Source organism: Kineosporia sp. A_224, assembly GCF_002198655.1.
GTDB lineage: Bacteria > Actinomycetota > Actinomycetes > Actinomycetales > Kineosporiaceae > R-H-3.
Genome location: NZ_MWLN01000035.1, coordinates 43895 through 69874 on the forward strand (window position 1 = coordinate 43895; position 25980 = coordinate 69874).

At 75.3% G+C, this 25980-nt stretch carries 16 protein-coding genes; 8 read left to right on the forward strand and 8 right to left on the reverse strand.

The window, feature by feature from the left end; all coding sequences use genetic code 11:
- Nucleotides 1–329 precede the first annotated feature (329 nt).
- From EDJALFJO_RS02030 to EDJALFJO_RS02050, 4 genes are all read left to right on the forward strand, one after another.
- Nucleotides 330–2060, forward strand: a complete 1731-nt coding sequence (locus EDJALFJO_RS02030) for an HNH endonuclease signature motif containing protein (protein ID WP_088281685.1) — start codon at nucleotides 330–332, stop codon at nucleotides 2058–2060.
- A gap of 1909 nt (nucleotides 2061–3969) precedes the next feature.
- Entirely contained in the window at nucleotides 3970–4554 is a 585-nt protein-coding gene (locus EDJALFJO_RS02040; RefSeq protein WP_198949928.1) for a uridine kinase, read from the forward strand.
- Nucleotides 4555–4691: 137 nt separating this feature from the next.
- A complete protein-coding gene (locus EDJALFJO_RS02045) occupies nucleotides 4692–5843 on the forward strand; it encodes a ClpP family protease (protein ID WP_158220258.1) in 1152 nt (383 codons plus the stop codon).
- Between the two features lie 69 nt (nucleotides 5844–5912).
- Nucleotides 5913–6638, forward strand: coding sequence for a hypothetical protein (locus EDJALFJO_RS02050; RefSeq protein WP_143448240.1), 726 nt, complete (start codon nucleotides 5913–5915; stop codon nucleotides 6636–6638).
- 43 nt (nucleotides 6639–6681) lie between these two features.
- On the opposite strand, the gene EDJALFJO_RS02055 is transcribed toward EDJALFJO_RS02050, so the two are convergent.
- The 3 genes from EDJALFJO_RS02055 to EDJALFJO_RS02065 all read right to left on the reverse strand — a co-directional run bounded on the left by EDJALFJO_RS02055 (nucleotide 6682) and on the right by EDJALFJO_RS02065 (nucleotide 9874).
- Nucleotides 6682–7446 (reverse strand): radical SAM protein, encoded by a 765-nt coding sequence (locus tag EDJALFJO_RS02055; RefSeq protein WP_158220259.1) that lies wholly within the window; start codon nucleotides 7444–7446, stop codon nucleotides 6682–6684.
- Complete coding sequence (locus EDJALFJO_RS02060) at nucleotides 7443–9185, reverse strand: YjjI family glycine radical enzyme (RefSeq protein WP_198949929.1); 1743 nt, start codon at nucleotides 9183–9185, stop codon at nucleotides 7443–7445. The genes EDJALFJO_RS02055 and EDJALFJO_RS02060 overlap by 4 nt, the downstream gene beginning before the upstream one ends.
- A 77-nt stretch (nucleotides 9186–9262) precedes the next feature.
- The gene (locus EDJALFJO_RS02065) at nucleotides 9263–9874 is read right to left on the reverse strand and encodes a TIGR03086 family metal-binding protein (RefSeq protein ID WP_088281693.1); all 612 of its coding nucleotides are present in this window, start codon (nucleotides 9872–9874) and stop codon (nucleotides 9263–9265) included.
- A gap of 62 nt (nucleotides 9875–9936) precedes the next feature.
- Between EDJALFJO_RS02065 and EDJALFJO_RS02070 the strand changes: the two genes are divergently transcribed.
- Complete coding sequence (locus tag EDJALFJO_RS02070; protein ID WP_088281695.1) at nucleotides 9937–10959, forward strand: YafY family protein; 1023 nt, start codon at nucleotides 9937–9939, stop codon at nucleotides 10957–10959.
- A 64-nt stretch (nucleotides 10960–11023) separates the two neighbouring features.
- On the forward strand, nucleotides 11024–13417 hold the full coding sequence (locus EDJALFJO_RS02075) for a bifunctional diguanylate cyclase/phosphodiesterase (RefSeq protein WP_088281697.1): 2394 nt from the start codon (nucleotides 11024–11026) through the stop codon (nucleotides 13415–13417).
- 96 nt (nucleotides 13418–13513) lie between these two features.
- Here the strand turns inward: EDJALFJO_RS02075 and EDJALFJO_RS02080 are convergent, their stop codons facing one another.
- The gene (locus EDJALFJO_RS02080; RefSeq protein WP_088281699.1) at nucleotides 13514–14617 is read right to left on the reverse strand and encodes an adenosine deaminase; all 1104 of its coding nucleotides are present in this window, start codon (nucleotides 14615–14617) and stop codon (nucleotides 13514–13516) included.
- Between the two features lie 77 nt (nucleotides 14618–14694).
- Between EDJALFJO_RS02080 and EDJALFJO_RS02085 the strand changes: the two genes are divergently transcribed.
- Together EDJALFJO_RS02085 and EDJALFJO_RS02090 are read left to right on the forward strand one after the other, a co-directional pair.
- Entirely contained in the window at nucleotides 14695–15552 is an 858-nt protein-coding gene (locus EDJALFJO_RS02085) for a sulfurtransferase (RefSeq protein ID WP_088281701.1), read from the forward strand.
- Nucleotides 15553–16039: 487 nt separating this feature from the next.
- Nucleotides 16040–21844, forward strand: coding sequence for a peroxidase family protein (locus EDJALFJO_RS02090; protein ID WP_088281703.1), 5805 nt, complete (start codon nucleotides 16040–16042; stop codon nucleotides 21842–21844).
- Nucleotides 21845–21964: 120 nt separating this feature from the next.
- On the opposite strand, the gene EDJALFJO_RS02095 is transcribed toward EDJALFJO_RS02090, so the two are convergent.
- Genes EDJALFJO_RS02095 through EDJALFJO_RS02110 form a run of 4 tightly spaced genes read right to left on the reverse strand, consistent with a single transcriptional unit; the run spans nucleotide 21965 to nucleotide 24410 of the window.
- Nucleotides 21965–22276, reverse strand: coding sequence for a DUF202 domain-containing protein (locus EDJALFJO_RS02095; protein WP_088281705.1), 312 nt, complete (start codon nucleotides 22274–22276; stop codon nucleotides 21965–21967).
- A 1-nt stretch (nucleotide 22277) separates the two neighbouring features.
- Nucleotides 22278–22697, reverse strand: a complete 420-nt coding sequence (locus tag EDJALFJO_RS02100; RefSeq protein ID WP_198949930.1) for a YidH family protein — start codon at nucleotides 22695–22697, stop codon at nucleotides 22278–22280.
- 4 nt (nucleotides 22698–22701) lie between these two features.
- The gene (locus EDJALFJO_RS02105) at nucleotides 22702–23991 is read right to left on the reverse strand and encodes a thymidine phosphorylase (RefSeq protein WP_088281707.1); all 1290 of its coding nucleotides are present in this window, start codon (nucleotides 23989–23991) and stop codon (nucleotides 22702–22704) included.
- Nucleotides 23988–24410: a cytidine deaminase gene (locus EDJALFJO_RS02110; RefSeq protein ID WP_088281709.1), complete on the reverse strand. Its 423-nt coding sequence runs from the start codon at nucleotides 24408–24410 to the stop codon at nucleotides 23988–23990. Before EDJALFJO_RS02110 ends, EDJALFJO_RS02105 begins: the two co-directional genes overlap by 4 nt.
- Nucleotides 24411–25980: the final 1570 nt, after the last annotated feature.

Genomic DNA, 25980 nt, shown 5'->3' on the forward strand with positions numbered 1-25980 from the left:
CCACCGCGAAGGGATGACGCTGCGTCCAGAACCTTCTTCCCACAGCACTCCTGCCGGGCACGTGGGTCGTCGACATGCTGCTCATCTCCCCGATGGACGGACGCGGGCCGGACGCCGGGTGGCCGCCGGACGTTCATGACACCACTTCGCGTCGCGGACGACCAGAGACCGCCAGCACTCGACCGAGTCATCCTCGTCGAGGTGGTGGCGGCCTGGGGCCCGGATCACCGACCACCATGGGTGAGTGACGACGACTCACTCAAAGTTGTTCTGCTGGAACGGGTCTCAGAGGATCGAGACTGTCGGACCCTGTCTCTAACGTTGTTCTCGTGAGCAGCGACGAGCAGACCTGGGGCGAGGTGCCCGGCGGTGAGCCGGACGCCGCGCTCCCGGCCGCGCCGGCTGATCGTCGGGTGCCGGAGGGGTCGTTGCCGGTGCACGACCTGGTCGCCGGGGTGGAGGCGATGAAGGCTGCGGCGGCGATGGTGCTGGAGGCGTCGCGGTGCGCGTGGTCGCTGTCCGGTGAGGAGGTCCGGGGCGTGGTGGAGGACGTGTCGCGGGCGATGGCGTCCGCGGAAGCCGCACGGTTGGCCGTCATCAAGGTCCTCGACGAACGGCCCGAGGCGGTTCCAGGAGCCGACGAGTCGAAGGTCGCCGCCACGTTCCTCACCGGCCGGCTCAACGTCGATCCCGGGCGGGCGCATGCGGACGCGCGGGCGGCGCACACGTTGGACGCGGACAATGGTTCGCTGCCGCTGGTGGGGGCGGCGCTTGCGGCGGGTGAGATCACGAGGGAGCACGCCGACGTCTGCGTCCGCGCGGTCGCGAGGTTGCCGAAGCGGCTGCGGGTCGTGCTGCTCGAGGACGAGGAGACCGGCGAGACCAGGACAGGCATGGAGATCGCCGACGCGTTCCTCGCCCAACGCTGCCGCCAGTTCCCCGCCCGGACCATGAGGCGGCTCGTCGAAGAACTCGTCCGGGTCCTGGACCCGAACCGTGACGAGAACTTCGACGAGGACGCCCACCTGCGCCGCGGCCTGTCCCTTGTCAAGGACGACTCCACCGGCATGGGCTCCCTACGGGTCACGATGACACCGGCGGACACCGCGGTGCTGTCCGCGATGCTCTCCGCCGCGGGCAAGCCCCGCCCGATGCGCGAGGTCCTGACGGTCGACGACACCGGCCACGAGCAGATCACCCTGGTCAAGGACGACCGGACCGTGGCGATGCGCCGCTACGACGCGTTGATGGGCATGGTCCGCGCCGGCCTCGACGGCGACGCCGGGGGTGCGGCGGCCTCCCCGCTGGTGAACCTGCTGGTCACAGCGACGGTCGAGCAGGTCGCTGCCGCCGGTGTCGCAGCGGAGCATCTCCGGCAACACGGCACCGCGCCGCCTCATGCGGCCGGAGCGGCCCCTGAGACGTTCTCCAGCAACGACTCCGCGCACATCGCTGCCCGTACGACGGGGCGAGCGGCCGGGTCGGCGACGCTGCACCGGCACGGCCCGATCGGCGCGCACCTGCTCGCCTACCTGGCCTGCACCGCGACCCTGACCAAGGTGCTCCTCGACAAGAACGGCGTGCCGCTCGATGTCGGCCGCGCACACCGGCTCGCGACACCGGCCCAGCGCAAGGCGCTCGCCGCCCGTGACGGCGGCTGCGTCATCCCGGCCTGCCCTGTCCCGCACGAAGGTACCGACGCGCATCACGTCCTGCCCTGGGAGCAGGGAGGCGCCACCGATCTGAACAACCTTGTCAGCGCCTGCCCGAGGCATCACCAGGAGATCCACGCCGGGCTCTGGCTGGTCGAGATGGACGAAGGCATCGCCTGGGTCCGACCACCCGCGTGGATCGACCCCGGACGCCGCCGGATGCGCAACCTGCACCACCAGACCCACAGCGCCGCACGACGCATCGGCCAGCAGTTGCACCTCGCGCTCGACGACGATGCCGACGCCCGCGGGGTCGGCCCGAGCCGCACCGGCCTCGCCCCGATCGACCTCACCCCACCGATCTGGACCCAGGCGCCGCCCGACGACACGTGGAGACGCGCCGGTTGACGGCGGCTACCGGCGCGGCGGCCCCGGGTTCGGGCGGCGCAGCCCCATCCCCTGCCGGACGTTGATCGAGCGGAACGTCGACGACGACATCGTCACGGCACAGATGCTCAGCAGCAGCGCACCGAAGAGCTCCTGGCCGGCCCCGAAGACGACGGTCACCCCGACGCAGCCCAGGCAGCAGAAGGCGGCCACGAGGGCCATCCGGCGGAAGCCCTGGGTCGCGGTCACCGGCAGCAGCCGCGGGTCCTCGCCCGGGGCGCGGTCCGGCTGCGGGACGTCGGACGCCGGGCGGGCCGGGCGGTCGACGACGAGGGACGCCGGCCACGTCGCGTCGACGGCCTCGACGACGGCCGCGCCGCCGACCCACATCGTCGGCTCGACGTCGACCTCGGCGCCGTCCTCGCCGAGGAGCATCCGGCGGCCGTCGGGCCAGCGCAGCACCGCGGCGGTCGCCGCGACCGGCACCGTGACGTGGGAGCCGGGCGGCGTCCACAGGCTGACACCCCCGGTGTCGAGGCTCAGCTGGCGCGGGTCGTCCGGCGCCTCGACGGGGCGGAACCACCGCTGCGAGAACGGTTCCTGCCGGCTCGACGGCTCGGCCTGCCACGGCGCGGCGATCTCGCCGCTCCCGAACGGCACCGCGGCGAGCGCCCCGAGCAGGTACGACAGGGCGGCAGCGCTCACCTGGGACGCAGCCATCCCGGCGGCGGGCGGCGCCGTCCCGTCCGTGCGCGCGCCGTCCGGGTCCGGGCCCGCGAGGAGCAGCGCCTCGGCGGCGAGGACGAGACCCCCGTCAGGACCGCTGTCGGGACCGCTGTCGGGACCGCTGTCGGGACCGCTGTCGGGACCGCTGTCGGGACCGCTGTCGGGACNTCCTGTCGGGACCGCTGTCGGGACCGCTGTCGGGACCGCTGTCGGGACCGCTGTCGGGACCGCTGTCGGGACCGGCGCCCGGCTCACCTGCGGCCGCGTCGACGGCGTCACCGACGCCCTCCTGCGCGGCGCGCTCGACGGCACCGAGCAGCGCCGCCGTGACGACCTTCTGCGCCCCGTCCGGCACGGGCACGGTGACCGTCAGCAGCGCCTCGTCGGCGGTGATCCGCTCGAGCGTCGCGGCGGGGACGACACCACCGACGTCCCGCCGGGCCAGCTCCGCCCCGACCGCGGCGCGGAGCCGGGCGGCGAGCGCCGCACCGACGGGCCCCGCGGGCACCACCCCCAGCACACCGACGACCCCGCGCGGGCCGCGGAACCACGTCGGGCCGGAACCGAGCCGCGGCGCCGGCTGCGGCGCGGGCCGCCGCACGCCCTCGGGCAGGGCCAGCCGCAGCCCGGGCGGCGGCGGCGCGGTGAGCCACGCGACGACCTCGGTCCGGACCGCCCGCCGGGTCACCCACCCCGCGACGTCCTCCGCCGCCAGCCGCTCGGCGCCGTACTCGCCCGGAGCCGTGACGACCCCGTGCGCGACGAGGCCGAACCGGCGGCGCAGCAACGCGTCCCGGACGTCGGCGAGCCGGCTCGCACGCTCCGCGGCCAGCACAGCACGGACGTCGTCCAGGCCCTCGAGCGGCAGCCTCACCAGCCGGTGGGCGAGCTCGGAGAGCCGCGCGGGGACATCCTCCCCGTCGACGTGCACCCGGGTGACCACCTGCCCGACCTCGACGTCCGCCGACAGGCCGCGGACGGCGCGACGCACCGCGAGCCGGGTCACCCCCGCCGTCGGGACCGTCTCGTCGGCGGTGCCGACCCGCAGCAGGAGCCCGCCCCGCAGCGGCCCGGGCCGCGACGACCACACGACGCGGACGCCGTCCGCCTCCGTCACACCGACCGGACCCCCGGGGCTGCTCATGGAGCGAGGGTACGCACCGGCATCCACCCGTCGTCCGGATCGCGGCCTAGGATCGCGGCCGTGGCACGCGTGGTCCTCCTGGCGGGAGCGAGCGGTTCGGGGAAGACCTCCCTGTGCCGCCGGCTCGGGGTCCCGGTGCTCGCGCTCGACGACTTCTACCGGGACGGCGACGACCCGGCCCTGCCGCACCGGTTCGGCATCGTCGACTGGGACGACCCCCGGTCGTGGGACGCCGGGGCCGCGCTCGCGGCGGTCCGGCGGCTGTGCGCGGACGGCGCCGCGGACGTGCCCGTGTACGACATCCCGACGTCGCGGCGCAGCGGGACGGCCCGCCTCGACCTCGGCGGTGCCCCCGTCTTCGTCGCGGAGGGGATCTTCGCCGCCGAGCTCGTCGCCGCCTGCCGGGAGGCGGGGGTGCTGGCGGACGCGCTCTGCCTGCGGCTGCACCCCGCGACGACGTTCGTCCGGCGGCTGCTCCGAGACCTCGCCGAGAGCCGCAAGCCGCCGCTCACGCTCGTGCGCCGCGGCCTCGGGCTCGCCCGCGGGGAGCCGGCGCTGGTCCGCCGCTGGGTCGCCGCCGGCTGCCGGCCCTGCACGATCCCGGAGGCCGAGCGCACCCTGCGCGACCTGCTCGCCGCGGGCTGAGCGGGGATCGGCCCGAACGGCCTCCGGAGTCGTGCCGGACGCCGCCCCCGGGGTCAAGTGGACGCCGCGCAACGCCGATCGGACAAGGGCGGGCACGCCGGCGCCCGCGACGACGACCCGGCGCGAAGGGGGATGCTGTGCGCTCCGAGGACAAGCGGACCAGGACCGCGCGGGCGACCGCCCCGCAGGCTGGAGCCCCGAAGGCCAGCTCCCCGAAGGCCACCGCGGACGCAGCGCTGCCGCGCCAGCGGACGTCGTCCGCCCGGGCGCCGAGGCCGGCGGCGAAGAGCGAGCCGGTCGCGCTCGCCCCGGCACCGGCCCGCGGGCCGGCCCGGACGACGTCCGGTCGCGCGGCCCGCACGGCCCGCACGGCCCGCACGTCCGGGCGCACGCCCGGGACGACGTCCCGCAGCACCCCCGACGTGGCACGCCCCGCCGACGCCCACGTCTGGGGCGCCGTCCGGCTGCCCGAGACCGCCGACGCGACCCGGTTCGGCAGCCCGCTCGACGACGACCTGTCCGCCCTCCTCGGCATCCCCGACCCCGCGCACGTCCGGCTGCCGCTCGGGCCGGTCCCGACCGACCCGACCGACCCGACCGCGGCCGCGGCGTGGGTCGAGCTCTACCGCGCCCAGCTCGACCTCGCCCGGGCCGGCCTCGAGCTGCGCAAGGCCCTCGCGGACGCCGCCGGCTACGGCGAGCTGAAGCGGCTCGAGCGCCGCACCAAGGAGCTCGAGGCGGACGCCGTCGTCCGCCGCACCGCCGGTGAGCTCGCCGACCCCGACCAGGCGCTCGTCTACACGTTCTTCGCGGCGGTCGACGAGGAGTCGGTGCGGGACGCCGTCCGCGACCTGTCGGCGTGGTCGCGACGCGCACCGGGCGCCCCGATCCGGCTCGTGCTCAACTCCCCCGGCGGCGCGGTCCTCGACGGGCTGGCGCTCTACGACTTCCTCGGCGAGCTGCGCTCCCGGGGCCACCACCTCCAGGTGCTCGCGCTCGGGACGGCGGCCTCGATGGGCGGCGTCCTGCTCCAGGCCGGCAGCGAGCGGCTGCTCGGGCGCAACACGTTCGTCCTCGTCCACGAGGTGCGCGGCGGTGCGATCGGCTCGTCGTCGTCGCTCGGCGACACCGTCGAGTTCATCGGCCGGCTCGAGGAGCGGCTCCTGGCGATCCTCGCGGAGCGCTCGGTGCTCTCCGCGGACCAGATCCGCGAGCGCTGGGGCCGCCGCGACTGGTGGCTCACCGCGGAGGAGGCCGTCGACCTCGGCTTCGCGGACGCGGTGGTCTGAGCCGCCGGGGTCGGGGACCGCCGGGGTACCGTGATCGTCCTCGTGCGCCGACCCGTCACGGAGGACCTCGTGGCCGACACCACGGACGCTGCGGACGACGCTGCGGACGACGCTACGGACAACACTGCGGACAACGCCCGACCGGCCTATCTGCCCCACCTGGCCGCCGCGGAGATCGACCTGCTCCTAGCACCGTCGTGGCCGATCCGCCCGGAGCGGGCGATGCTGCTCTGCCTCGTCGAGCTGCTGGCGCTGCAGCGGCTCGAGGGCGTGGACCCGTCGCAGCCCCGGCGGTGGCCGCTGCGCCGGCTCTCCCCGGCGGGGCGGCTGCCGCGCGGGATCCTGCTCTCGGTGGCGGGTCTCGTCGACGAGGGCACGGACGGGACGGACGCGACGACCTTCTGCCGCCGGGTCCGCCTGGAGTTCGGTGACACGCTGGAGGTCGGGGACAAGGGCGCGCCGGGCGGCACCCCGGAGGGCTGGTTCCGCCGCGTGGTCGCCGACGGCCTGGCCGCGGAAGGGGTCCTCGAGATCGGCAAGGTCAAGCCGCTCGTCCCCGGCGACCCGTGGCTCGAGGGCGTCTCACGCCTGCGCTCCGGCGACCACCTGGCCGACTACTACGAGCAGGTCCGTGCACGGCGCAGCGGCGGTGGCCGGCTGCGGTCCGTGCTCCGGCGCCGACCGGCCCGGCCGCCCGGCCCGGACTGGCCGGAGCCGGCGCTCGACCTGGCCCTGTCGACCACGACGGAACGGACGCTGTTCGACGTGGGCGCCGGGCAGCAGCTCTGGGTGTAGCCCACTGCCCGGCCCGTCAGGTGCCCGGCCCGTCAGGTGATCGTCAGGTGATCGTCAGGTCCTCGACCCCGGCCGCGGTGAGGACGGCGCGGTACCGCTCCCGGTCGGCGTCCGTCACCGCCCGCAGGTCGCGTGCGACCGCGCGGGTGCCGTGGTGCCGGAACCCGTTGACCCGCACCCGGATCCGCGGGTCGAGCGAGAGCAGCCAGTGCGCCGTCCGGGTGAGCGCATCGTCCGCGTCGTTGATCCCGGGCACGAGCAGCAGCCGGACCTCGTACAGCCGGCGGAGCGCGACGAGCCGGGTGAGGCTGCCGAGGACCCGGTAGTTGTCCGTGCCCGTGAGGACGATGTGCCGCTCGGTGTCGAGGCCCTTGAGGTCGAGCATGACGCCGTCGAGCACCGGGGCGAGCCGGTCCCACAGGTCGGCGTCGGTGTCGCCGTTGCTGTCGACGAACCGGGACAGGTGCGCCGTCCGCGGGTCGACCGCGAGCGCCTCGAGCAGCGCGACGAGGAACTCCGGCTGCACGGTCGGCTCGCCGCCGGTCACCGTGACCCCGGTGAGGAACTGCGCGTCCCGCGCGACGAGGTCGACGACGGCACCGACAGGCGTCCGGACGACGCCCCGCGGGTGCGCGGGGATCGTCGCGGGGTTGTGGCACACGAGGCAGTCGAAGCCGCAGCCCTGGAGGAACACGACGAACCGGTTCCCCGGTCCGTCCACGGCCGAGAACGGCACCGTCCCGGCGACGAGGCCCTCGACGGCGAGCAGACCGGCCACGACGTCCCGGGCCGCGCAGGCGGCGGTCACCGACCGCTCGCCCCCGGCGGCGGCCCCGCAGACAGAGGGGCGCACTTCGTCACCCGGTCGCGCAGGTGCTGGTTCTCCAGCGCGGCGGCACCGAGGAACGTGCTCGAGTGCCGGGCGCCGGCTGCCACCCCGGCGACGTCCGCGTCCCGCACGAGGTAGCCGGTGATCCGGACGAAGCCGTTGCCCTCGACGTCGAAGGTGACGTCGCGCATCCCGGCCGCGAACGCCCCGCGGATCACCGCGACCGCGGCGTCCGGGTTCGCCGCGACCGTCGGCTCGAAGCGCATGACGTCGCTGATCCCCGCCGGGACGTGCACGTGGTTGGGCGCGACGGCGCGGATGTGCTCGTAGAGCGGCGGTTCGCTGCCCGGCGGGATCCGGGCGCCGGCCGTCACGCCGAGGTCGGTGTCGATGCCGGACTGAGCGTGCAGGAGCGCGTGCCCGCCGGTCGCCTCGCAGTACGGCATCGGGGTCGCGGCGACGAGGTCGGCCAGGGCGGCGACGATGCGGTGCCCGAGCGCGGTGGCGTCGTCGTCCACGCCGTAGCGCCGCTGCGTGCCGCGCGTCCCGTGCCGCGAGAAGGCGTCCCCGCCGAGGCAGGGGCTCACCCCGGCGCCGGCACCGGGTGTCATGAGCGCGGCGACCGCCTCGGCGACGCCGTAGAAGCCGAACATCGCGGTGAAGCGGTCCCGCCGGACGAGCCCGTCGAGGACGAGCCGGTCGTGCTCGAAGAACCGCGCCTCCTCGACGAGGAAGCGGATCCGGGACGCCATGAGCTCGGCGGTCAGCGCGAGGTCGCCCGGCAGCACCTCGGTGAGCCAGCGCTCGACCCGCTCGGCCCCGCCCCGGCCCGCGAGCGGCCCCGGGACCGCCCGCCGGACGCTCGCGGAGAGGTCCAGCCGGGCGAGCGTGTAGGCGCCACCACCGCGCGGCAGGCTGTTGTAGCAGCTCACGACGCCGTAGTCCGGGCCGAGGTCGGCGCGCATCATCGGGTCGTTGACGTAGTGCGGCTTCCCGTCGGCGCACGTCGTGAGGACCGCCTCGCGCAGGAGGGCGTCCGGCGTCCGCGCCGGGTCGACCCGCAGCGTGAGGTTCGGGACGACCTGCCGCAGCCGGCGGTCGACCCGCAGCAGCGAGCGGACGACGCGGCCGTCGTCCGGCCCGAGGTCGGCGTGCACGAACGCGTCGGGCATCGTCCGGTCGACGAGCCGCCAGAAGAGGGTGAGCCGGCGGTCGAGGTCGGCGTCGGTGACCGAGTCGTCGACGAACGGCTCGAGGAGGGTGTCGAGGTCGCCGAGGTACACCGGGTAGCCCGTGATGGAGGGCACCGACGCGTACGCCGCGAGGAGCAGCGCGAGCGCCTCGTCGAGGTCCCGGGCCGGTTCGAGCTCGAGGTGCGCGGCGCCACCGGCGAGGGCGAGCGCGTAGTCGGGGAGCACGTAGCGCGGCCGGTACGGCGCCGGCCCCTCCCCCATGTCGTGGACGACGCCCGCGGCCTGCGCCGCCCGGCAGGCGGCGCTCACGGGCGGCGGCTCGAGCATGCCCTCGGCCAGCGCGGCGAGCCGCTGGACCCGCTGCCGGTAGGTGAGGGCCGGGTCCGTGACGCAGCCGAGCACCTCGGCGCGGTAGCCGTCGGTCGGCTGCCTCCGGACCCGCCCGGCCATGCCGCCGGGGCGGCCGGTGACGACCGGCGCACCGGTCACGACGAGCGGTTCGGTGCCGCGGACGGTCGTCTCCATGACCGCACGGTAGGCAACGGCCCGGGCCGCGGGTCCGGGGCGAACGTCCCCGGCCCGCGCCCCTGGACCGGCGGGCGTCAGGCGGACGGCGTCCAGCCCGGGTCGCGGCCGACCCACGCGACGAGCCGGTCGTACGGCGCGGCGTCGTCGGCGACGGGGACGACGGGGCCGAACGGGATGACGCCGCGCTGGGCGTCCGGGATGAACCGCCGCGCCACGTCCGCCGCGACGACGGCGAGCCCCTCGTCGAGGGCGTCCCGGCGGCCGACCGCCGAGGCGAGGTCCCAGGCGTGCGTCGTCAGCTCGCTCACGTAGGCGAGCGCGGCGCCGCGCCCGGGGACGTCCCCGAAGGGCGGGTGGAGCACGCGGTCGAGGACGGCGTCGTCCGCCCACGCCGCGCGCAGCCCTGCCGCGGCCTCGTCGCACGCGCGCACCCAGCCGTCGTCCGCGACGTCGAGGACCATCGACGGGACGTCGACCAGGAGCCCGCCGCCGGCGACGTGGGCGACGCGGCCGAGCCCGCCGAGCAGGTGGCCGAGCAGGTGCCGGACGTCGTACTCGTCGCACGGCGTCGGCCGGTCGAGGTCGGCGGGGGTCACGAGGCCGACGAGGGCGAGGACCTGGTCGACGGCCTGCAGGAGCGTGGTCCGGGGGTCGGTGGTCTGTGCGGGGGCGGGGTTCGTCGTCATGCCCCCACCCTGACGAGGTATCCCTGACAGTCACGGTCAGGTTTCTCTGCCAGAGTCGGGGGATGCGATCGGACCGCCTGCTCTCGCTGCTCCTCATGCTCCAGGCCCGGGGCCGGCTCACCGCGCCCGACGCCGCGCGGGAGCTCGAGGTGAGCGTGCGCACCGTCTACCGCGACGTCGAGGCGCTGTCGGCGGCCGGCGTCCCGGTGTGGACGACGCAGGGGCGCAACGGCGGGATCGAGCTCATGCCCGGCTACCGGACCGACGTCACCGGGCTGACGGCCGCGGAGGCCCGGGCGCTCGTCGCGATGACCGGCCGCGCCGTCCCCGACGACCTCGGGCTCGGCTCCGCGCTCGCGTCCGCCGTCCACAAGCTCGTCGCCGCCGTCCCCGCCTCGCACCGGCCCGCCGCGCAGGCGGCCCGCGACCGCGTCCTCGTCGACCACGCGGGCTGGTACCGGACGACGAGCGGCGACGGACCCGCGGCACCGCACCTCGTGGCGGTCCAGGAGGCGGTCTGGGCCGACCGGCGGATCCGGGTGCGCTACCGGCACGGGGACGGCCGGCTGCGCGGCTACCTGCTCGACCCGTGGGGGCTCGTCCTCAAGGGCGGCACCTGGTACCTCGTCGCCGCCCACCGCGGGACGCCACGGCTCTTCCGCGCCGACCGCGTCGTGACGGCGACGACCCTGCCGGACCCGGCCCGGCGGCCGCCCGACCTCGACCTCGAGACGGTCTGGACGGCGCTGCGCGCGGACGTCGAGCGGCCACGGAGCGCCGTCACCGTGCGGCTGCGGGTGCACGACGGGGTCCGCGCGCTCCTGCTGCGGGTCACCGCCGCCCAGCGCACCCCCGGTCCGGTCGTCGGGGTCGGAACCGAGGAGACCCGCAGGGAGAACGGCGGCAGCGACGCGAGCGGCTGGTCGGTCCTCGACCTGGAGTTCCGGGCCGTGGCGGCAGCGCGCGGCGCCCTCATGGGCTTCGGGGACGCGGTCGAGGTGCTCTCCCCGCAGGACCTGCGCGACGAGATGGCCCGGACGGCGCGGGCCGTGGCCGCGCTCTACGCGGGCGCCGGCACCCGTTGACCCGTACGGGGGACACCGGGTCCCCGCCCTGCGGACGCCGCCGCGCACGACCGACGTCTGGGAGGTGAGGGAGGACCAGGGTTCGCGACGCAGCCTCGGTCGCGGCGCGCGACGGCTGCGGCTCGTCGCGCTCGCCACGGGCGCGGCCCTGCTCGTCGGCGGGCTCGCGTCGGTCGCCCTCGTCGGCCGGCTCGCGCACGCCCACCAGCAGACGCTGACCGACGTCCTCGCCGAGCGCACCGACGTCGTGACCGCGTTCGCCGACGACGCGGCGTCCGTGACGCGGCTCGCCTCGCACGACGCGGCGTTCCGCGACGTCTACGCCGGCGCCGGCGGCCGCGCAGTGACCCCGGCCGACCTCGGACGCCGGGACGCCGACCGGGTCGGCGCCGCGCTGGAGTACCTGAGGTCGACCTTCCCGGACGAGATCGCCGAGGCGTGCTTCGTCGACGGCGGCGGGGCAGAGCTCGGCCGCGTCGTGCAGGGCCTCGTGCCGGGCACGGCGAACCTGTCCCCCGACGAGAGCGCCCGGCCGTTCTTCCGCCCGGCGCTGGCCTCCGCCGGGGACGTCGCCTACCAGCCGCGGCCGTACGTCTCCCCGGACACCCGCACCTGGGTCCTCGCGTCCGCGGCCCCCGTCCGGCTCGCGGACGGCGGCCCGGCCGTCGCCGTCGTCCATCTCGAGGTGACGCTGGAGAGCCTGCGCCGCCGGCTCGCGCACGGGCTGCGGGCCGGCACCCGGGTCGTCGTCGTCGACGCCCGCACGGGCGACGTCGTCGTCGACTCCGCGGTGCCCGTGCTCGACGGCGACGCCGCCGCTGCGGCCCCCGCGACCGGCCGCTACGACGTCTCCGCCTGGGGCGGCCGCACCCTGCTGCAGGCGGGCGGCGAGGACCTCGCCGTCCGCCGGCCCGCGCCCGGCGCCGTGAACGACTGGTACGTCGTCGTGAGCGCCGGCGCCCGGTCCGGCTGGGTGTCCGGCGCACTCCCCGTGGCGCCCGTGCTCGCGACGCTGCTCGGCGCGTTCCTGCTCCTCGTCGCCGCCTTCGGCTTCGCCGAGCACGGCCGGATGCTCCTGCAGCGCGCGCACCGGGACTCGCTCACCGGGCTCGCGAACCGCGACGGGCTGCTCGACCGGCTCGCCCGTGGTCTCGCCGCCCGGCAGGGCGGTGCCGGCCGCCCGGACCGGCTGCGCGCCGTCCTGCTCGCCGACCTCGACCGCTTCAAGCACGTCAACGACACCCTCGGCCACGGCGCCGGGGACCGCCTGCTCGCCGAGGTGGCCCGGCGGATCGGCTCCGGGCACGGCCCGCACGACGTCGTGGCCCGGCTCGGCGGCGACGAGTTCGCGCTCCTCGTCCACGGCGACGCCGGCCCGGACGACCTGCTGCGCCGGGCCCGCGACCTCGTGCACCGGCTCGACGCGCCGTTCGTGCTGGACGGCGTCCAGGTGCACGTCAGCGCGAGCGTCGGCGTCGCGCTCGCCGGTGAGCACGGGGACGACGCCGCGACCGTGCTGCGCCGTGCCGACCTCGCGATGTACGAGGCGAAGCGGCGGCGCACCGGGACCGCCCTGTACACCTCCGCGCTCGACGCGGCACCGGCCCGGTCGCTCGCCTTCGAGACCGAGCTCGTCCTCGCCATGGAGCGCGACGAGCTCGTCCTGCACTACCAGCCGCAGGTCGACCTGCGGACCGGCCGGATCCGCGGCGTCGAGGCGCTCGTCCGCTGGCAGCACCCCGAGCTCGGCCCGCTCCTGCCGGCCGCGTTCGTCCCGGCGGCCGAGGAGAGCGGCATCATCGTCGGGCTGACCCGGCACGTCCTGGGCCTCGCCCTCGACCAGGTCCGCACCTGGCGGGCCGCCGGGCTGGACGTCGTCGTCGCCGTGAACATCGGCGCGCGCAACGTCGCCGACCCGCAGCTGCCGACCGAGGTCCTCCGGCTGCTCGCCGAGCGCGGCCTGCCCGCCTCGGTGCTGCGCGTCGAGCTCACCGAGACCGACCTGCTCGGCGACCCCGAGCAGGCCCGCTGCGTCCTGCAGGCGCTGCGGGACAGCGGCATCGGGATCGCGGTCGACGACTTCGGTACCGGCTTCGCGTCGCTGACCCAGCTGCGCAGCCTGCCGTTCGACGAGCTGAAGATCGACAAGTCGTTCGTCCAGGTGATCGACACCGACCACGACGCCGCACACATCGTCACGACGGTCGTCGACCTCGCCCACGGTCTGGGGCTCGTCGTCACCGCCGAGGGAGTCGAGACGCCGGAGTCGCTGGCCGCCCTCGCCGAGATCGGCTGCGACACCGTCCAGGGCTACCTGCTCGGCCGCCCGATGCCCGCCGAGGAGGCCTGGACCTGGCTGCTCGGCCACGACCCGCAGTCGGTCGGCGGCCGCTGGCGGCGGCACCGGTCCCGCGCGAGCTTCGGGCACGTCGGCTGCTCGCACCGCCACGGCCACTGAGCCGCCGGGCCGAACCGTCGCCCCCTGGAGTTACTAGCGCGTATCACCCGATAACTGGGTCATACGGGCCTAGTAACTCGAGGAGTGGGGTGAGAGTCAGCGCGCGCCGAGCGCCGCGTACGCCGGCTTGACGACCTCCTCGATGATCGCCAGCCGCTCGTCGAACGGGATGAACGCGCTCTTCAGGGCGTTGATCGTCACCCAGCGCAGGTCCTCGAGCGACCAGCCGGCCTCGTCGACGAGGGCGGTCATCTCGCGGGTCATCGACGTCGCGGACATGAGCCGGTTGTCGGTGTTCAGCGTGACCCGGAAGCGCAGGTCCTTGAGGAGCGTGATCGGGTGCTCGGCGATGCTCGCCGCGGCACCGGTCTGCAGGTTCGACATCGGGCACAGCTCGAGCGGGATCCGGGTGTCCCGCACCCAGGCGGCGATCCGGCCGAGCCGCGCCGCGGGGTGACCGAACCGGTCGGTGCCGCCGAGGACCTCGATGTCGTCGACGATCCGGACGCCGTGCCCGAGCCGGTCGGCGCCGCAGACCTGGACGGCCTCCCAGATCGACGGCAGCCCGAACGCCTCGCCCGCGTGGATCGTCACGTGGAAGTTCTCGCGGTGCAGGTAGTCGAAGGCGTCGAGGTGCCGGGACGGCGGGAAGCCGGCCTCGGCACCCGCGATGTCGAACCCGACGACGCCCTCGTCACGGTGCCGCACCGCGAGCTCGGCGATCTCGCGGCTGCGGGCCGCGTGCCGCATCGCCGTGACCAGCGTGCCGATCCGGATCGGGGTGCCCTGGTCGGCGGCCTGCGCGCTGCCCGCCGCGAAGCCCTCCTGGACGGCGACGACGACCTCGTCGAGGCTGAGCCCGCGCTCGAGGTGCTGCTCCGGCGCGTAGCGGACCTCGGCGTAGACGACCCCGTCCGCCGCGAGGTCGAGGGCACACTCGGCCGCCACCCGGTGCAGGTGCTCCTTCGTCTGCATGACGGCGACGGTGTGCACGAAGGTCTCGAGGTAGCGCACGAGGGAGCCCGAGTCGGCGGAGTCCCGGAACCAGCGCCCCAGCCCGTCGGGGTCCGCCGCCGGCAGCTCGTGGCCGAGCTGCGCCGCCAGCTCGACGACGGTCGCCGGCCGCAGGCCGCCGTCGAGGTGGTCGTGGAGGAGCGCCTTCGGGGCGCGGGCGACGGTGGCGGCATCAGGCGTGGTCACCTTCCGGACTCTAGCCACGTCGCGGGCCGGACGAGACCCGGCGGCGCCCGGCGCGCTGTTCGTTAGCGTGGTCGACCATGGACGTCCTCCTCCCCGTCACCGACCTGCAGGCCCTGCTCGCCGCGGGCGCACCCGTCGTGCTCCTCGACGTCCGCTGGGCGCTCGGCGACGCGGGCGGGCACGACCGGTACCGGGCGGGGCACGTGCCGGGCGCGGTCTTCGTCGACCTCGACACCGACCTCGCCGCGGCGCCGTCGCCGGCGCTCGGCCGGCACCCGCTGCCCCCGGTCGCCGACCTCGAGGCGGCGGCCCGGCGCTGGGGTGTCCGTGACGGGGTCCCGGTCGTCGTCTACGACGACGGCCCGGCGCTCGCGGCCGCCCGGGCATGGTGGCTGCTGCGGTGGGGCGGGGTCGCGGACGTGCGGATCCTCGACGGCGGCTGGGCGGCGTGGGCCGCGGCCGGCGGCGCCGGGGCCGCCGGTGAGGAGGTCGCGGCCGCACCGGGCGACGTCCGGCTCACCCCCGGGTCGCTGCCGGTCGTCGACGCGGACGACGTCGCGCGGCTCGCGACGCCCGGGCCCGGCGGTGCGCCGTCCGCAGGGGTGGTCCTCGACGCCCGCGCCGGCGAGCGGTTCCGCGGCGAGGTCGAGCCGGTCGACCCGCGCGCCGGCCACGTGCCCGGCGCGGTGAGCGCCCCGACCGCCGCGAACGTCGGCCCGGACGGCCGGTTCCTCGCGGCAGACGTTCTCGCGCAACGGTTCTCGGCGCTCGGCGCGGACGGGTCCCGGCCGGTCGCGGTGTACTGCGGGTCCGGCGTGACGGCCGCGCACGAGGTCGCCGCGCTCGCCGTGGCGGGCGTCGACGCGGCGCTCTACCCGGGCTCGTGGTCGCAGTGGTCGAACGACCCGGACCGGGCCGCGGCGACGGGCACCTGACACGACCGTATCGGGCACATCGGGACGACATGGGCCGTTCGGACGATGCCCGCTCCCCCCTGCATTAGGGGCAGCCACCCCCCGGATCAGGTGACAACATCGTCATCCACTCGCCATTTTGTCGTTACTTAGCCTGATGACGAGGGACGCCGGGGCGCGTCCGACGTCGCGGTCGCCGCGGGCTCTGCCGAGCCCGGGGGCCGCGGGCGTCGCCTGCCTTCCCGACGGCAGAACGTGTACGTCCACCTACCGTTCCATGCGCCGTTATCCCACCCGAGAACCACGGGCACGACACCGCCGCGAGGTCTGCGCGACCGCGGGCGGTCCAACTCCATCCACCCGCATCGAGGTGCCGCGTCGGGAGCCGCGGCCCTGATGTCGTGCTGCCGTCGACGGGGGTCGCCGGCAGCGATCACCAGCACCCGACGCACGGAGCGCCGTCCCGGCCCTCCGGCGATGCGTGCTGCCTGCAGAAGGGGCGAACACCATGAATCCCATCCCACGGGCGGTCCTCGGCCGCCGCGGTACGCGCCGCGTGCGCTCGACCGTCGCCTTCCTGGCCTCCGCCGCCGTGGTCCTCACCGGCGTCGGGATGGCCGGGGCGGCCCCCGCGACCGCCGTCGTCGGCGAGGGCTTCCCGGTCACACCGGCCGACCTCGCCTTCATCCTCAAGCAGATCAAGATCGCCGAGCACCACTCCGCGCACATCGGGGACGACCCGGCGAACCCGTGCGCGGCCCTGCTCGGCGACGGGCCCGACCAGATCGCGAGCCCGCTGCTCTCGTTCGGCCTGCGCACCGTCGACGGCTCGTGCAACAACCTGCAGCCGGGCCAGGAGACGTACGGTGCCGCCGACCAGCCCTTCCCGCGGCTGACGACCCCGGTCTTCGGCCCCGCGGACGACGCCGCACCCTTCGGCAGCGGACCGACGAGCTACGACCAGCTCAGCGGCAACGTCGTCGACGCCGAACCGCGGACCATCAGCAACCTCATCGTCGACCAGACGTACACCAACCCGGCCGCGGTCGCCGCGGCCCGGCAGGCCGTGCGCGCCCAGAGCAACGACGGCGCCTCGGAGCCGTGCGAGTGGACCCCCGGCTACACGCCGCCGGACAACTTCAGCCCGAACTCCCCCGGCTGCGTCCCGTCGCACGACACGCTCTTCATCGAGAACGTGACGACGGACGTCGGCCTGTCGCCGCCGTTCAACTCGCTCTTCACGATCTTCGGCCAGTTCTTCGACCACGGCCTCGACAAGATCACAAACGGCGGCAACGGCACCGTCTTCGTGCCCCTCAAGGCCGACGACCCGCTCGTCGCGGGTGCCGACCACCAGTTCGGCACGACGGACGACCTGCCCCCCGGCCTGCGGTTCATGACCCTCACCCGCGGTCACGTCGTCGACGGGCCGGACGGCTTCCGGAACGCGCCGAACACCGACACCCCGTTCGTCGACCAGAGCCAGACCTACACCTCGCACGCGTCCCACCAGGTCTTCCTGCGCGAGTACGTGAACAACGCCGCGGGTGCCCCGGTCTCGACGGGCAGGTTCCTCAGCACGCCGGACGGCGACGGGCTCGCCACCTGGGCGCAGATCAAGGACCAGGCAGCGACCCTGCTCGGCCTGGAGCTCGTCGACGCCGACGTCACGAACATCCCGATGCTCGCGACCGACCCGTACGGCAAGTTCCTCCCCGGCCCGAACGGCCTGCCGCAGTACGTCACGGCCTCCGGGCTCGTCGAGGGCGACCGCACGACGCCGGTCCCCGCGCCGGCGGACGTGCTGCGCATCGACACCGCGTTCCTCAACGACATCGCGCACAGCGCCGACCCCGGCTCGGTGTCGTCCCCGAAGACGGCGGACACGAACACCACCGCCGGCGGCAGCCTCGACCCCGTCGCCGGTGGCCAGTACGACGACGAGCTGCTCGACCTGCACGCGATCTGCGGCGACGGCCGCTGCAACGAGAACATCGCCCTGCAGGCCGTGCACCAGGTCTTCCACAGCGAGCACGACCGGCTCGTCGGCGAGATCCGGCAGATCCTGCTCGACGACACGAGCGGCGTCACCGACATCGCCGACTGGCAGGTCGCGGGCGGTGCGCCGTCCGCCGACGGTGCGTGGAACGGCGAGCGGCTCTTCCAGGCCGCACGCTTCATCACCGAGATGCAGTACCAGCACCTCGTGTTCGAGGAGTTCGCCCGCAAGGTCCAGCCGGCGATCAACCCCTTCGAGCCGTTCGCCTTCAACCAGACGGACGTCGACCCGGCCATCACGGCTGAGTTCGCGCACGCCGTCTACCGCTTCGGCCACTCGATGCTCGACGACGACATCCCGCGCGTGCGGGCGAACGGCAGCCACTACGACATCCCGCTGCTCGAGGGCTTCCTCAACCCGGCGGCCTACTACGACAACGGGAGCGGCGGCACGCTCACCTCGAAGGCGGCACTGACCGGTCTCGTCATGGGCCTGTCCGACCAGGCCGGCAACGAGATCGACGAGTTCGTCGCGGACACCCTGCGCAACAACCTGCTCGGTCTCCCGCTCGACCTGCCGGCCCTCAACATGACCCGGGCCCGCAGCGAGGGCGTCCCGCCGCTCAACGTCGTCCGCCGGCAGATCCACGGCGCGACGAACGACAACCAGCTCACGCCGTACACGAACTGGATCGACTTCGGCGAGCACCTGCGCCACCCGGAGTCGCTGGTGAACTTCGTGGCGGCGTACGGCACCCACCCGGACATCCAGGCCGAGACCACGATCGCGGGGCGCCGGACGGCGGCCGAGCGGATCGTCAACGGTCTCGTCCTCCCGGGGCCGGACGGCAAGCTCGCGGACGACCCGCTCACCCCCGCCGTCGACGAGAGCGCCGACAACGTCAACCCGCCTGCCGACTCGGCCGACTTCGTCTTCGGCACCGGCGACTGGGCCGACGCCGGCGGTCTGACGACCACCGGGCTCGACGACGTCGACCTGTGGGTCGGCGGCCTGGCGGAGAACACGAACCTGTTCGGCGGCCTGCTCGGCTCGACGTTCAACTACGTGTTCGAGAACCAGCTGACGAACCTGCAGAACGGTGACCGGTTCTACTACCTGGCCCGCACGCCGGGCATGAACCTGCGCGCCTCGCTCGAGGGCAACTCGTTCTCCGAGCTCGTCATGCGCAACAGCGACGCGTCGACCCTCAAGGCCGACCCGTTCGCCACGGCCGACTGCAAGTTCGAGATCGGCGCGCTCACCTGGCCGGCACCGTCGGGCAGCTTCATCACCGGCCCCGGCTCGGTCGCCGACGTCACCGGCTCGGAGTGCGACGAGAACCGGCTGCTCCTGCGACAGCCGGACGGCCAGATCAAGTACCGCGCCGTGAACAGCGTCGACCCGTCGGGCATCAACGGCCAGAGCGTGTTCAACGGCACGGACGGCGTCGACCGGATCTACGGCGGCAACGACAACGACACCGTCTGGGGCGGCAAGGCCGACGACGTCATCGACGGCGGCGGCGGCGACGACGTCGTCCTCGGCGGCGAGGGCAACGACATCATCACCGACTTCGGTGGTGCCGACGTGCCCAAGGGCGGCCCGGGCAACGACGCCATCGACGGCGGCATCGGCGACGACATCGTCATGGGCGGTGACGGCAAGGACTTCACCAACGGCGGCGCCAACATCAACGAGCACTTCCTCGGCGAGGGCGACGACTTCGCCATCGCCGGCCAGGGCACGGACGCGGTCTTCGGCGACGGCGGCGACGACTGGGCGGAGGGCGGCGACCAGCCGGACCTGCTCATCGGTGACAGCTCGACGCTGTTCTTCGACGACCACAACGTGCCCGGCCACGACGTGCTCATCGGCCAGGGCGGCGACGACGACTACGACATGGAGGGCGGCGACGACATCGGCGTCGGCGGCCCCGGGGTCGAGAAGAACGCCGGCGCCTCCGGCTGGGACTGGATCATCGGGCAGGAGGACCCGCAGCCCCAGAACCAGGACCTCAACCTCGTCATCGTCAACGCGCCACCCGCCAACGAGACCCGCGACCGCTTCAACGAGGTCGAGGCGCTCTCCGGCTGGAACCTCGCCGACACCCTCCGCGGTGACGACGTGATCCCCAGCCAGCAGGGCGGCATCGGGTTCATCGGGTGCGACGCGCTCGACCAGAACGGCCTCGACCGGATCGCCGGGCTGGACGCGATCGTCCCGCCGCTGGCGGCCGGGACGGCCACCCCGATCGGGCAGGTCACCGCCACCTCGGTGACCCAGCACTGCCTGCTCGAGGGCCCGTTCGTCTGGGGCGAGGGCAACATCCTGCTCGGCGGTGGTGGCAACGACGTCCTCGAAGGCCGGGCGGCCGACGACATCATCGACGGCGACCGGTACGTCGGGGTGCGGCTGAGCATCCGGGCGAACCCGGACGGCACCGGTGGCGAGCTCGGCACGACGACGCTCATGGAGAAGATCCCGACCGGGACCGGCTGGACCGGCAACCTCGCCGGCAAGACGCTCCAGCAGGCGGTCTTCGCCGGGCTGGTCGACCCGGGCCAGATCGTCACCGTGCGCGAGGTCCTGCCGGGCGCGCCCGGCACCGACGTCGACACGGCCGTCTTCGCCGGCAACAGGGCGGAGTTCACGATCACCGACCTGCGCAGCGACGCGGGCGACCCGAGGATCGTCGTGGCGCACACGAACCCGGACAACACCCGGGTCCGCGGCGCCAACGACTGCCCGACGGCAGCCCCCGGCTGCGGGGTCGACGTCGTGCGCAACGTCGAGCGGCTGCAGTTCATCGACCAGACCGTCGCGCTCGGCACGCCGGTGGCGACCGTCTCGGCGACGGCGCTCGACTTCGGCGTCCGGAGCACCACGGCCGCGGCCTTCACCCGCCCGGTCAACGTCACGAACACCGGCAGCGGCAACCTCACGATCACCGGGGTCACCGTGACCGGGCCGAACGCCGGGGACTTCACCGCGACCGTCTCGCCCACCTGCGCGTCGGTCGTCCCGACCGCGACGTGCACGATCAGCGTCGCGTTCCGGACGACGGCGACGGGTGCGCGCTCGGCCACGTTGAGCATCGCGCACAACGCGACCGGCTCGCCGAGCGTCGTCGCGCTCAGCGGCACCGGTGTGGTCAACACGGCGGCCACCGGGCTCCCGGCGGTCGACGACCCCACACCGACCGAGGGGTCGGCGGTCACCGCGCTCAACGGGCTCATCGCCGACGCGGACGGTCTGACCACGGCGACGTTCGCGGCGCAGTGGCAGTTCTCCAACGCGGCCGGGACGACGTTCACGAACGTCGCCGGGGCGACCTCGCCCAGTTTCACGCCGCTGCAGGCGCAGGTCGGCCGGCGGCTGCGGGTCGTGGTGACGTTCGTCGACGACCACGGGTCGACCGAGACCCGGACCTCGTCGGCGACCGGGGTCGTCGGTGACCTCTTCCCCGGGGTCGGCGACAGCAACGCCGGGGCGAACACCCTGGCGGGGACCGCAGGTGACGACGTCTACTCCGGCGGCCCGGGCGCGGACAGCCTGACGACCGGTGCCGGCGACGACCAGGTCTCCGGGGACGCCGGGAACGACACCGTCAGCACCGGTGCCGGCAACGACCGGATCCGGTTCACCGGGGCCCTCGAGGGCTTCGACACGGTGAACGGTGGTGCGGACGCGGACACGATCGAGGCCACCGCACCGGGGACCGACATCGGGCTCACCGCGGTGAGCAACGTCGAGACCATCACCGCCAACGGGTTCGCCAACGTCCGGATCACCGGCTCCGGGGCGGCCGAGACGCTGAACTTCGGCGCCGTGACGCTGGTGGGGATCGAGTCGATCAACGGTGGCGGCGGGACGGACACCCTCACCGGGTCGGCCGCGCCCGACGTCATCATCGGCGGCGGTGCGGCGGACTCGATCCAGGGCCAGAACGGCGGCGACACCCTGCTCGGCGGCGACGGGGCGGACACGCTCCAGGGCCAGAACGGGGACGACGTCATCGAGGGCGGTGCGGCGGCGGACACCATCACCGGTGGCGCCGGCCTCGACCAGCTCCGGTACACGGCGGCGTTCGGTGCCGACGTGGTCAACGGCTTCGACGCCGCACCGGCGGGCGGGCAGGACCTGGTCGACCTGCGCGGCGTCGGCGTCACGGGCGCCAACTTCGCCGGCCGGGTCACCATCGCCGCGGCCGGGGCCGACACCCTGGTCACCGTCAGCGGAGCGAACGGAGGAACCATCCGCCTCGTCGGCGTCACTGCCGGCAACGTGAACGCGACGGACTTCATCGTGTCCTGAGCGTCGCTCTCCCAGGCGCGGTCCGGCCGGCTCCCTCCGGCCGGGCCGACGCCCGGCGGCTGCCCCGGCCGCCCGTCCCGAGCCGGCCCCGACCCCCCTGCCCCGGGGGCCGGGGCCGGCTCATGTGCGGGCGACGAGCGCCACCACCGCCAGGGTCGTGCCGGTCAGGGCGAGCATCAGGGTCGCCCCCACGGTCGCCAGGAGCCGGGTCCACGGCGTCCGGGCGCGCTCCGGGCGGTGCGTCGACGCGACGGCGACCGCGACGCAACCGGCCCCCGCGGCGGACAGGACCGCGACGACCCCGAACAGCCACGCGACCCCGTCGTGCGCGGCGGCGAGCAGGCCGAGGGCGCTGCCCGCGGACGCCGAGACGCCGGTGCGCTGCCAGGCGAGCGCCGTCCGCTCGTGCTGGAGCCCGGGGTCGCCGGCCACGTCAGGCGGCGGCGAGGACGGCGACGGCGAGGACGAGCGAGCCGAGGACGACCGCCGCGGCGATCCACGGCAGCGCCACCGGCGCGGGCAGGACCCGCCCGGTGCGCAGCGCGATCTCGCGCCGGCGCCAGCCGAGGACCGCGGAGACCGCGAGCCAGCCGCCGCCGAGGCACATGACGCCGGACACGACGTCGAGGGCCCGGGGCAGGTCCGCGAGCCGGGCGACCGAGGTCAGCCCGACGCCGGCCGCGACGACGGCCATCGCGGTGCGGACCCACGCGAGCGCCGTCCGCTCGTTGGCCATGGAGAAGCGCGGGTCGGGCTCGGTGCCCGCGCCGAAGACGGCGCGCGGGCGGCGGTCGTCCGCGACGTCCGGTCCGGAGCCGTTCTCCTGCACGTCCCCCCGCACCTCGTCCTGCACGTCGTCAGGCGATGCGGTCGATGACGAGCGGCCCGAGGTCGGGCCGGGAGCCCTCGGAGGCGACCTCGATGCCGCCCTCCAGGTCGCGCAGCGCGGCCTCGAACCGGTCCGGGGTGTCGGTGTGCAGCGTGAGCAGCGGCTCACCGGCGCGCACGACCGCTCCCGGCTTGGCGTGCAGGACGACCCCGGCACCGGCCTGGACGACGTCCTCCTTGCGGGTGCGGCCGGCGCCGAGACGCCACGCGGCGACCCCCACGGCGAGCGCGTCGAGGCGGGTGAGGACGCCGTCGGCGGGCGCGAGCACGGTGTGGGTCTCGCGGGCCGTCGGCAGCGGGGCGTCCGGGTCGCCGCCCTGCGCGGCGATCATCCGGCGCCAGGTGTCCATCGCCCGGCCGTCCGTCAGCGCGGCCGCGACGTCCTGGCCGCCACGGCCCGCGGCGTCGAGCATCTCCGCGGCGAGCGCGACGGTGAGCTCGACGACGTCCTCCGGGCCGCCGCCGGCGAGCACGTCGAGCGACTCGGCGACCTCGAGCGCGTTGCCCGCCGTGAGGCCGAGCGGGGTCGACATCCGGGTCAGCAGGGCGACGGTCGTCAGGCCCGCGTCGCGGCCGAGGTCGACCATCGTCCGGGCGAGCTCGCGGGCGGTCTCCTCGGTCTTCATGAACGCACCGCTGCCGACCTTGACGTCGAGGACGAGCGCGCCCGTGCCCTCGGCGATCTTCTTGCTCATGATCGAGCTCGCGATGAGCGGGATCGCCTCGACGGTGCCCGTGACGTCGCGCAGCGCGTACAGCTTGCGGTCCGCGGGCGCCAGCCCGGCCCCGGCGGCGCAGATGACCGCCCCGACGTCGCGCAGCTGCGCGAGCATCTCGGCGTTGCTCAGCGCGGCCCGCCACCCGGGGATCGACTCGAGCTTGTCGAGAGTGCCGCCGGTGTGCCCGAGGCCGCGCCCGGACAGCTGCGGGACGGCGACCCCGAAGGTCGCGACGAGCGGTGCGAGCGGCAGGGTGATCTTGTCGCCGACGCCGCCGGTCGAGTGCTTGTCGGACGTCGGGACGCCGAGCGCGGAGAAGTCCATCCGCTCCCCCGACGCGATCATCGCCGCCGTCCAGCGGGCGATCTCGCGGCGGGACATCCCGTTGAGCAGGATGGCCATCGCGAGGGCCGACATCTGCTCGTCGGCGACGGCGCCCCGGGTGTAGGCGTCGACGACCCAGTCGATGTGGGCGTCGGACAGCTCGCCGCCGTCCCGCTTGGCGACGATGACGTCGACGGCGGCGAAGGCCTCGCTCATGGGGTGCTCCCAGCTCGGGTGTCGAGGTCCTCGGGGCCGAACGCGTCCGGGAGCACCTCGCTCATCGGTCGGACGCCGCGCGCGGTGTCGAGGAGCATCTGCGGTCCGCCGTTCTCCCAGAGGATCTGCCGGCAGCGCCCGCAGGGCATGAGGAGCGCGCCGTCCGGACCGACGCACGTGACGGCCACGAGCCGGCCGCCACCGGTCGCGTGCAGCGCGGACACCATGCCGCACTCGGCGCACAGGCCCACGCCGTAGGCCGCGTTCTCGACGTTGCAGCCGGCGACGACCCGGCCGTCGTCGACGAGACCCGCGGCTCCCACCCGGAACCGGCTGTACGGCGCGTAGGCCTTCGTCATGACGTCACGGGCCGCCGCGCGCAGGGCCTCCCAGTCCGGTACGGGGGCGGCGTCGCTCATGGCAGGAACACTACTGACGGCGGGTCGCAACCGCTCCCACGGACCGCCGCGCGGGGCGCGAACGTGTGACGAACCCGTGAACCGAGGTTCGGCACGTCCTGCCGACCCGCCGTACGGAGCTGTCCTGCCGGCCCGTGCTGCGCTCAGCCTGCTGCGACGGCACGCGCCCCCGGGCACAGGTCGTCGACGAGGGCGTCCGTCTCGGGCTCCGGGGCGGTCCCCAGGTCGGCGAGGACCTCGCGCATCTGCGTCGCGGCCTGCCGGACGCCGTCCGCCCCCCACTGGGCGTGCTCGGCACGGAGCAGGTCGCGCCAGACGACCTGGGCGCACGGGTCCGCGCGCAGCCCGCTGCGGGCGGCCTCCCCCGCACCCGCGGGGTCGTCGGGCAGCCGCAGCGCGGCGAGCCGGTGCGCCGCGGCCGTGACGACGCGGGGCACGGTGCGCTCGAGCCCGGTCCGGGGCAGCCATGAATAGGCGCCGCCCGCGGCACCGCCGGCGAACGGACCGCGGACGAGCGCGAGCGCGCGGCCGAGCAGGTCCCGCTCGGCCGGCGTGCCGGCGACCCGGCCGGCCGTGCGCAGAAGCGTGCAGAGCACGGCCCAGTCGACGACGACCTCCGGGCCAAGGAGCAGCCGGCCGTCGGCCGCGGTGACCAGGCGCGGGCCCGCGGCCCCGTCGCCGAGCCAGCCGCGGACCCGGTCGACGGTCGCGTCCCGGACGTCGGGGGTGACCCCGCGCGGCCAGACCGCAGCCCCGAGGACGGTCGGGTGGACGCCGTCCGGGTGCAGCGCGAGCAGGGCGACGACCTCGGCCGCGAGGTCGACCCGCGCGGCGTCGAGGGTGCCCGGGGCACGGACGAGCACCGGGCCGAGCAGCCCGACCCGGGCCGGGGCCGGGCCCCAGGCGGCGTCCTCGGCCGGGGCCAGCGGCTCCGGGACGAGCGCGTACCAGCNGGGCGCCCGCCGCCGCCGCGAAGAGGTCCCCGAGCCGGGCCAGGGTCGCGTCGCCGATCCGGTTGGCGGTCAGGCGCAGCGCGAGGTCCGGGGCGTCGAGGGCGCCGTCCGCGTCGACCTCGAAACGCCAGCGGGCGCCGGGGACGTCCCCGGCGACGACGATCCCGGGCCGGCCGGGGGCACCGAGCCGGCGCAGCTCGTCGGCGAGGTCACGGGACGGCGGGCCGCCGAACGCGAGGTGCTCACCGGCTCCGGGCGCGGCAGGTCCGCCCGGGGCGGCGGCGAGCCGGTCGCGGAGCCCGGCCAGCGGGTCCGCGGCGTCGGCGACCGTGAGCCCGCCGCCGACCGCGGCGAGCGCCGCGGGCAGGTCGACGGCGGTCACCCGGACACCGCGCGACCACGGGTTCGTCGCGAGCTCGACGGCGAGCGCCCGCACGACGTGGCCGGCGACGACCGGGTCCCCGGTGACGCAGACCGGGCCGGCCGCGGCCGCGAGGTCGACGAGGACGTCGCGGCCGGCGTCGTCCCGGCCGAGGGCGACGAGCGAGGGCAGCGGCGCGTCGGCGTGGCCGCCGCCGCGGGGCAGGTGGCCGCGCGGCAGCACCCAGCGGGCACCG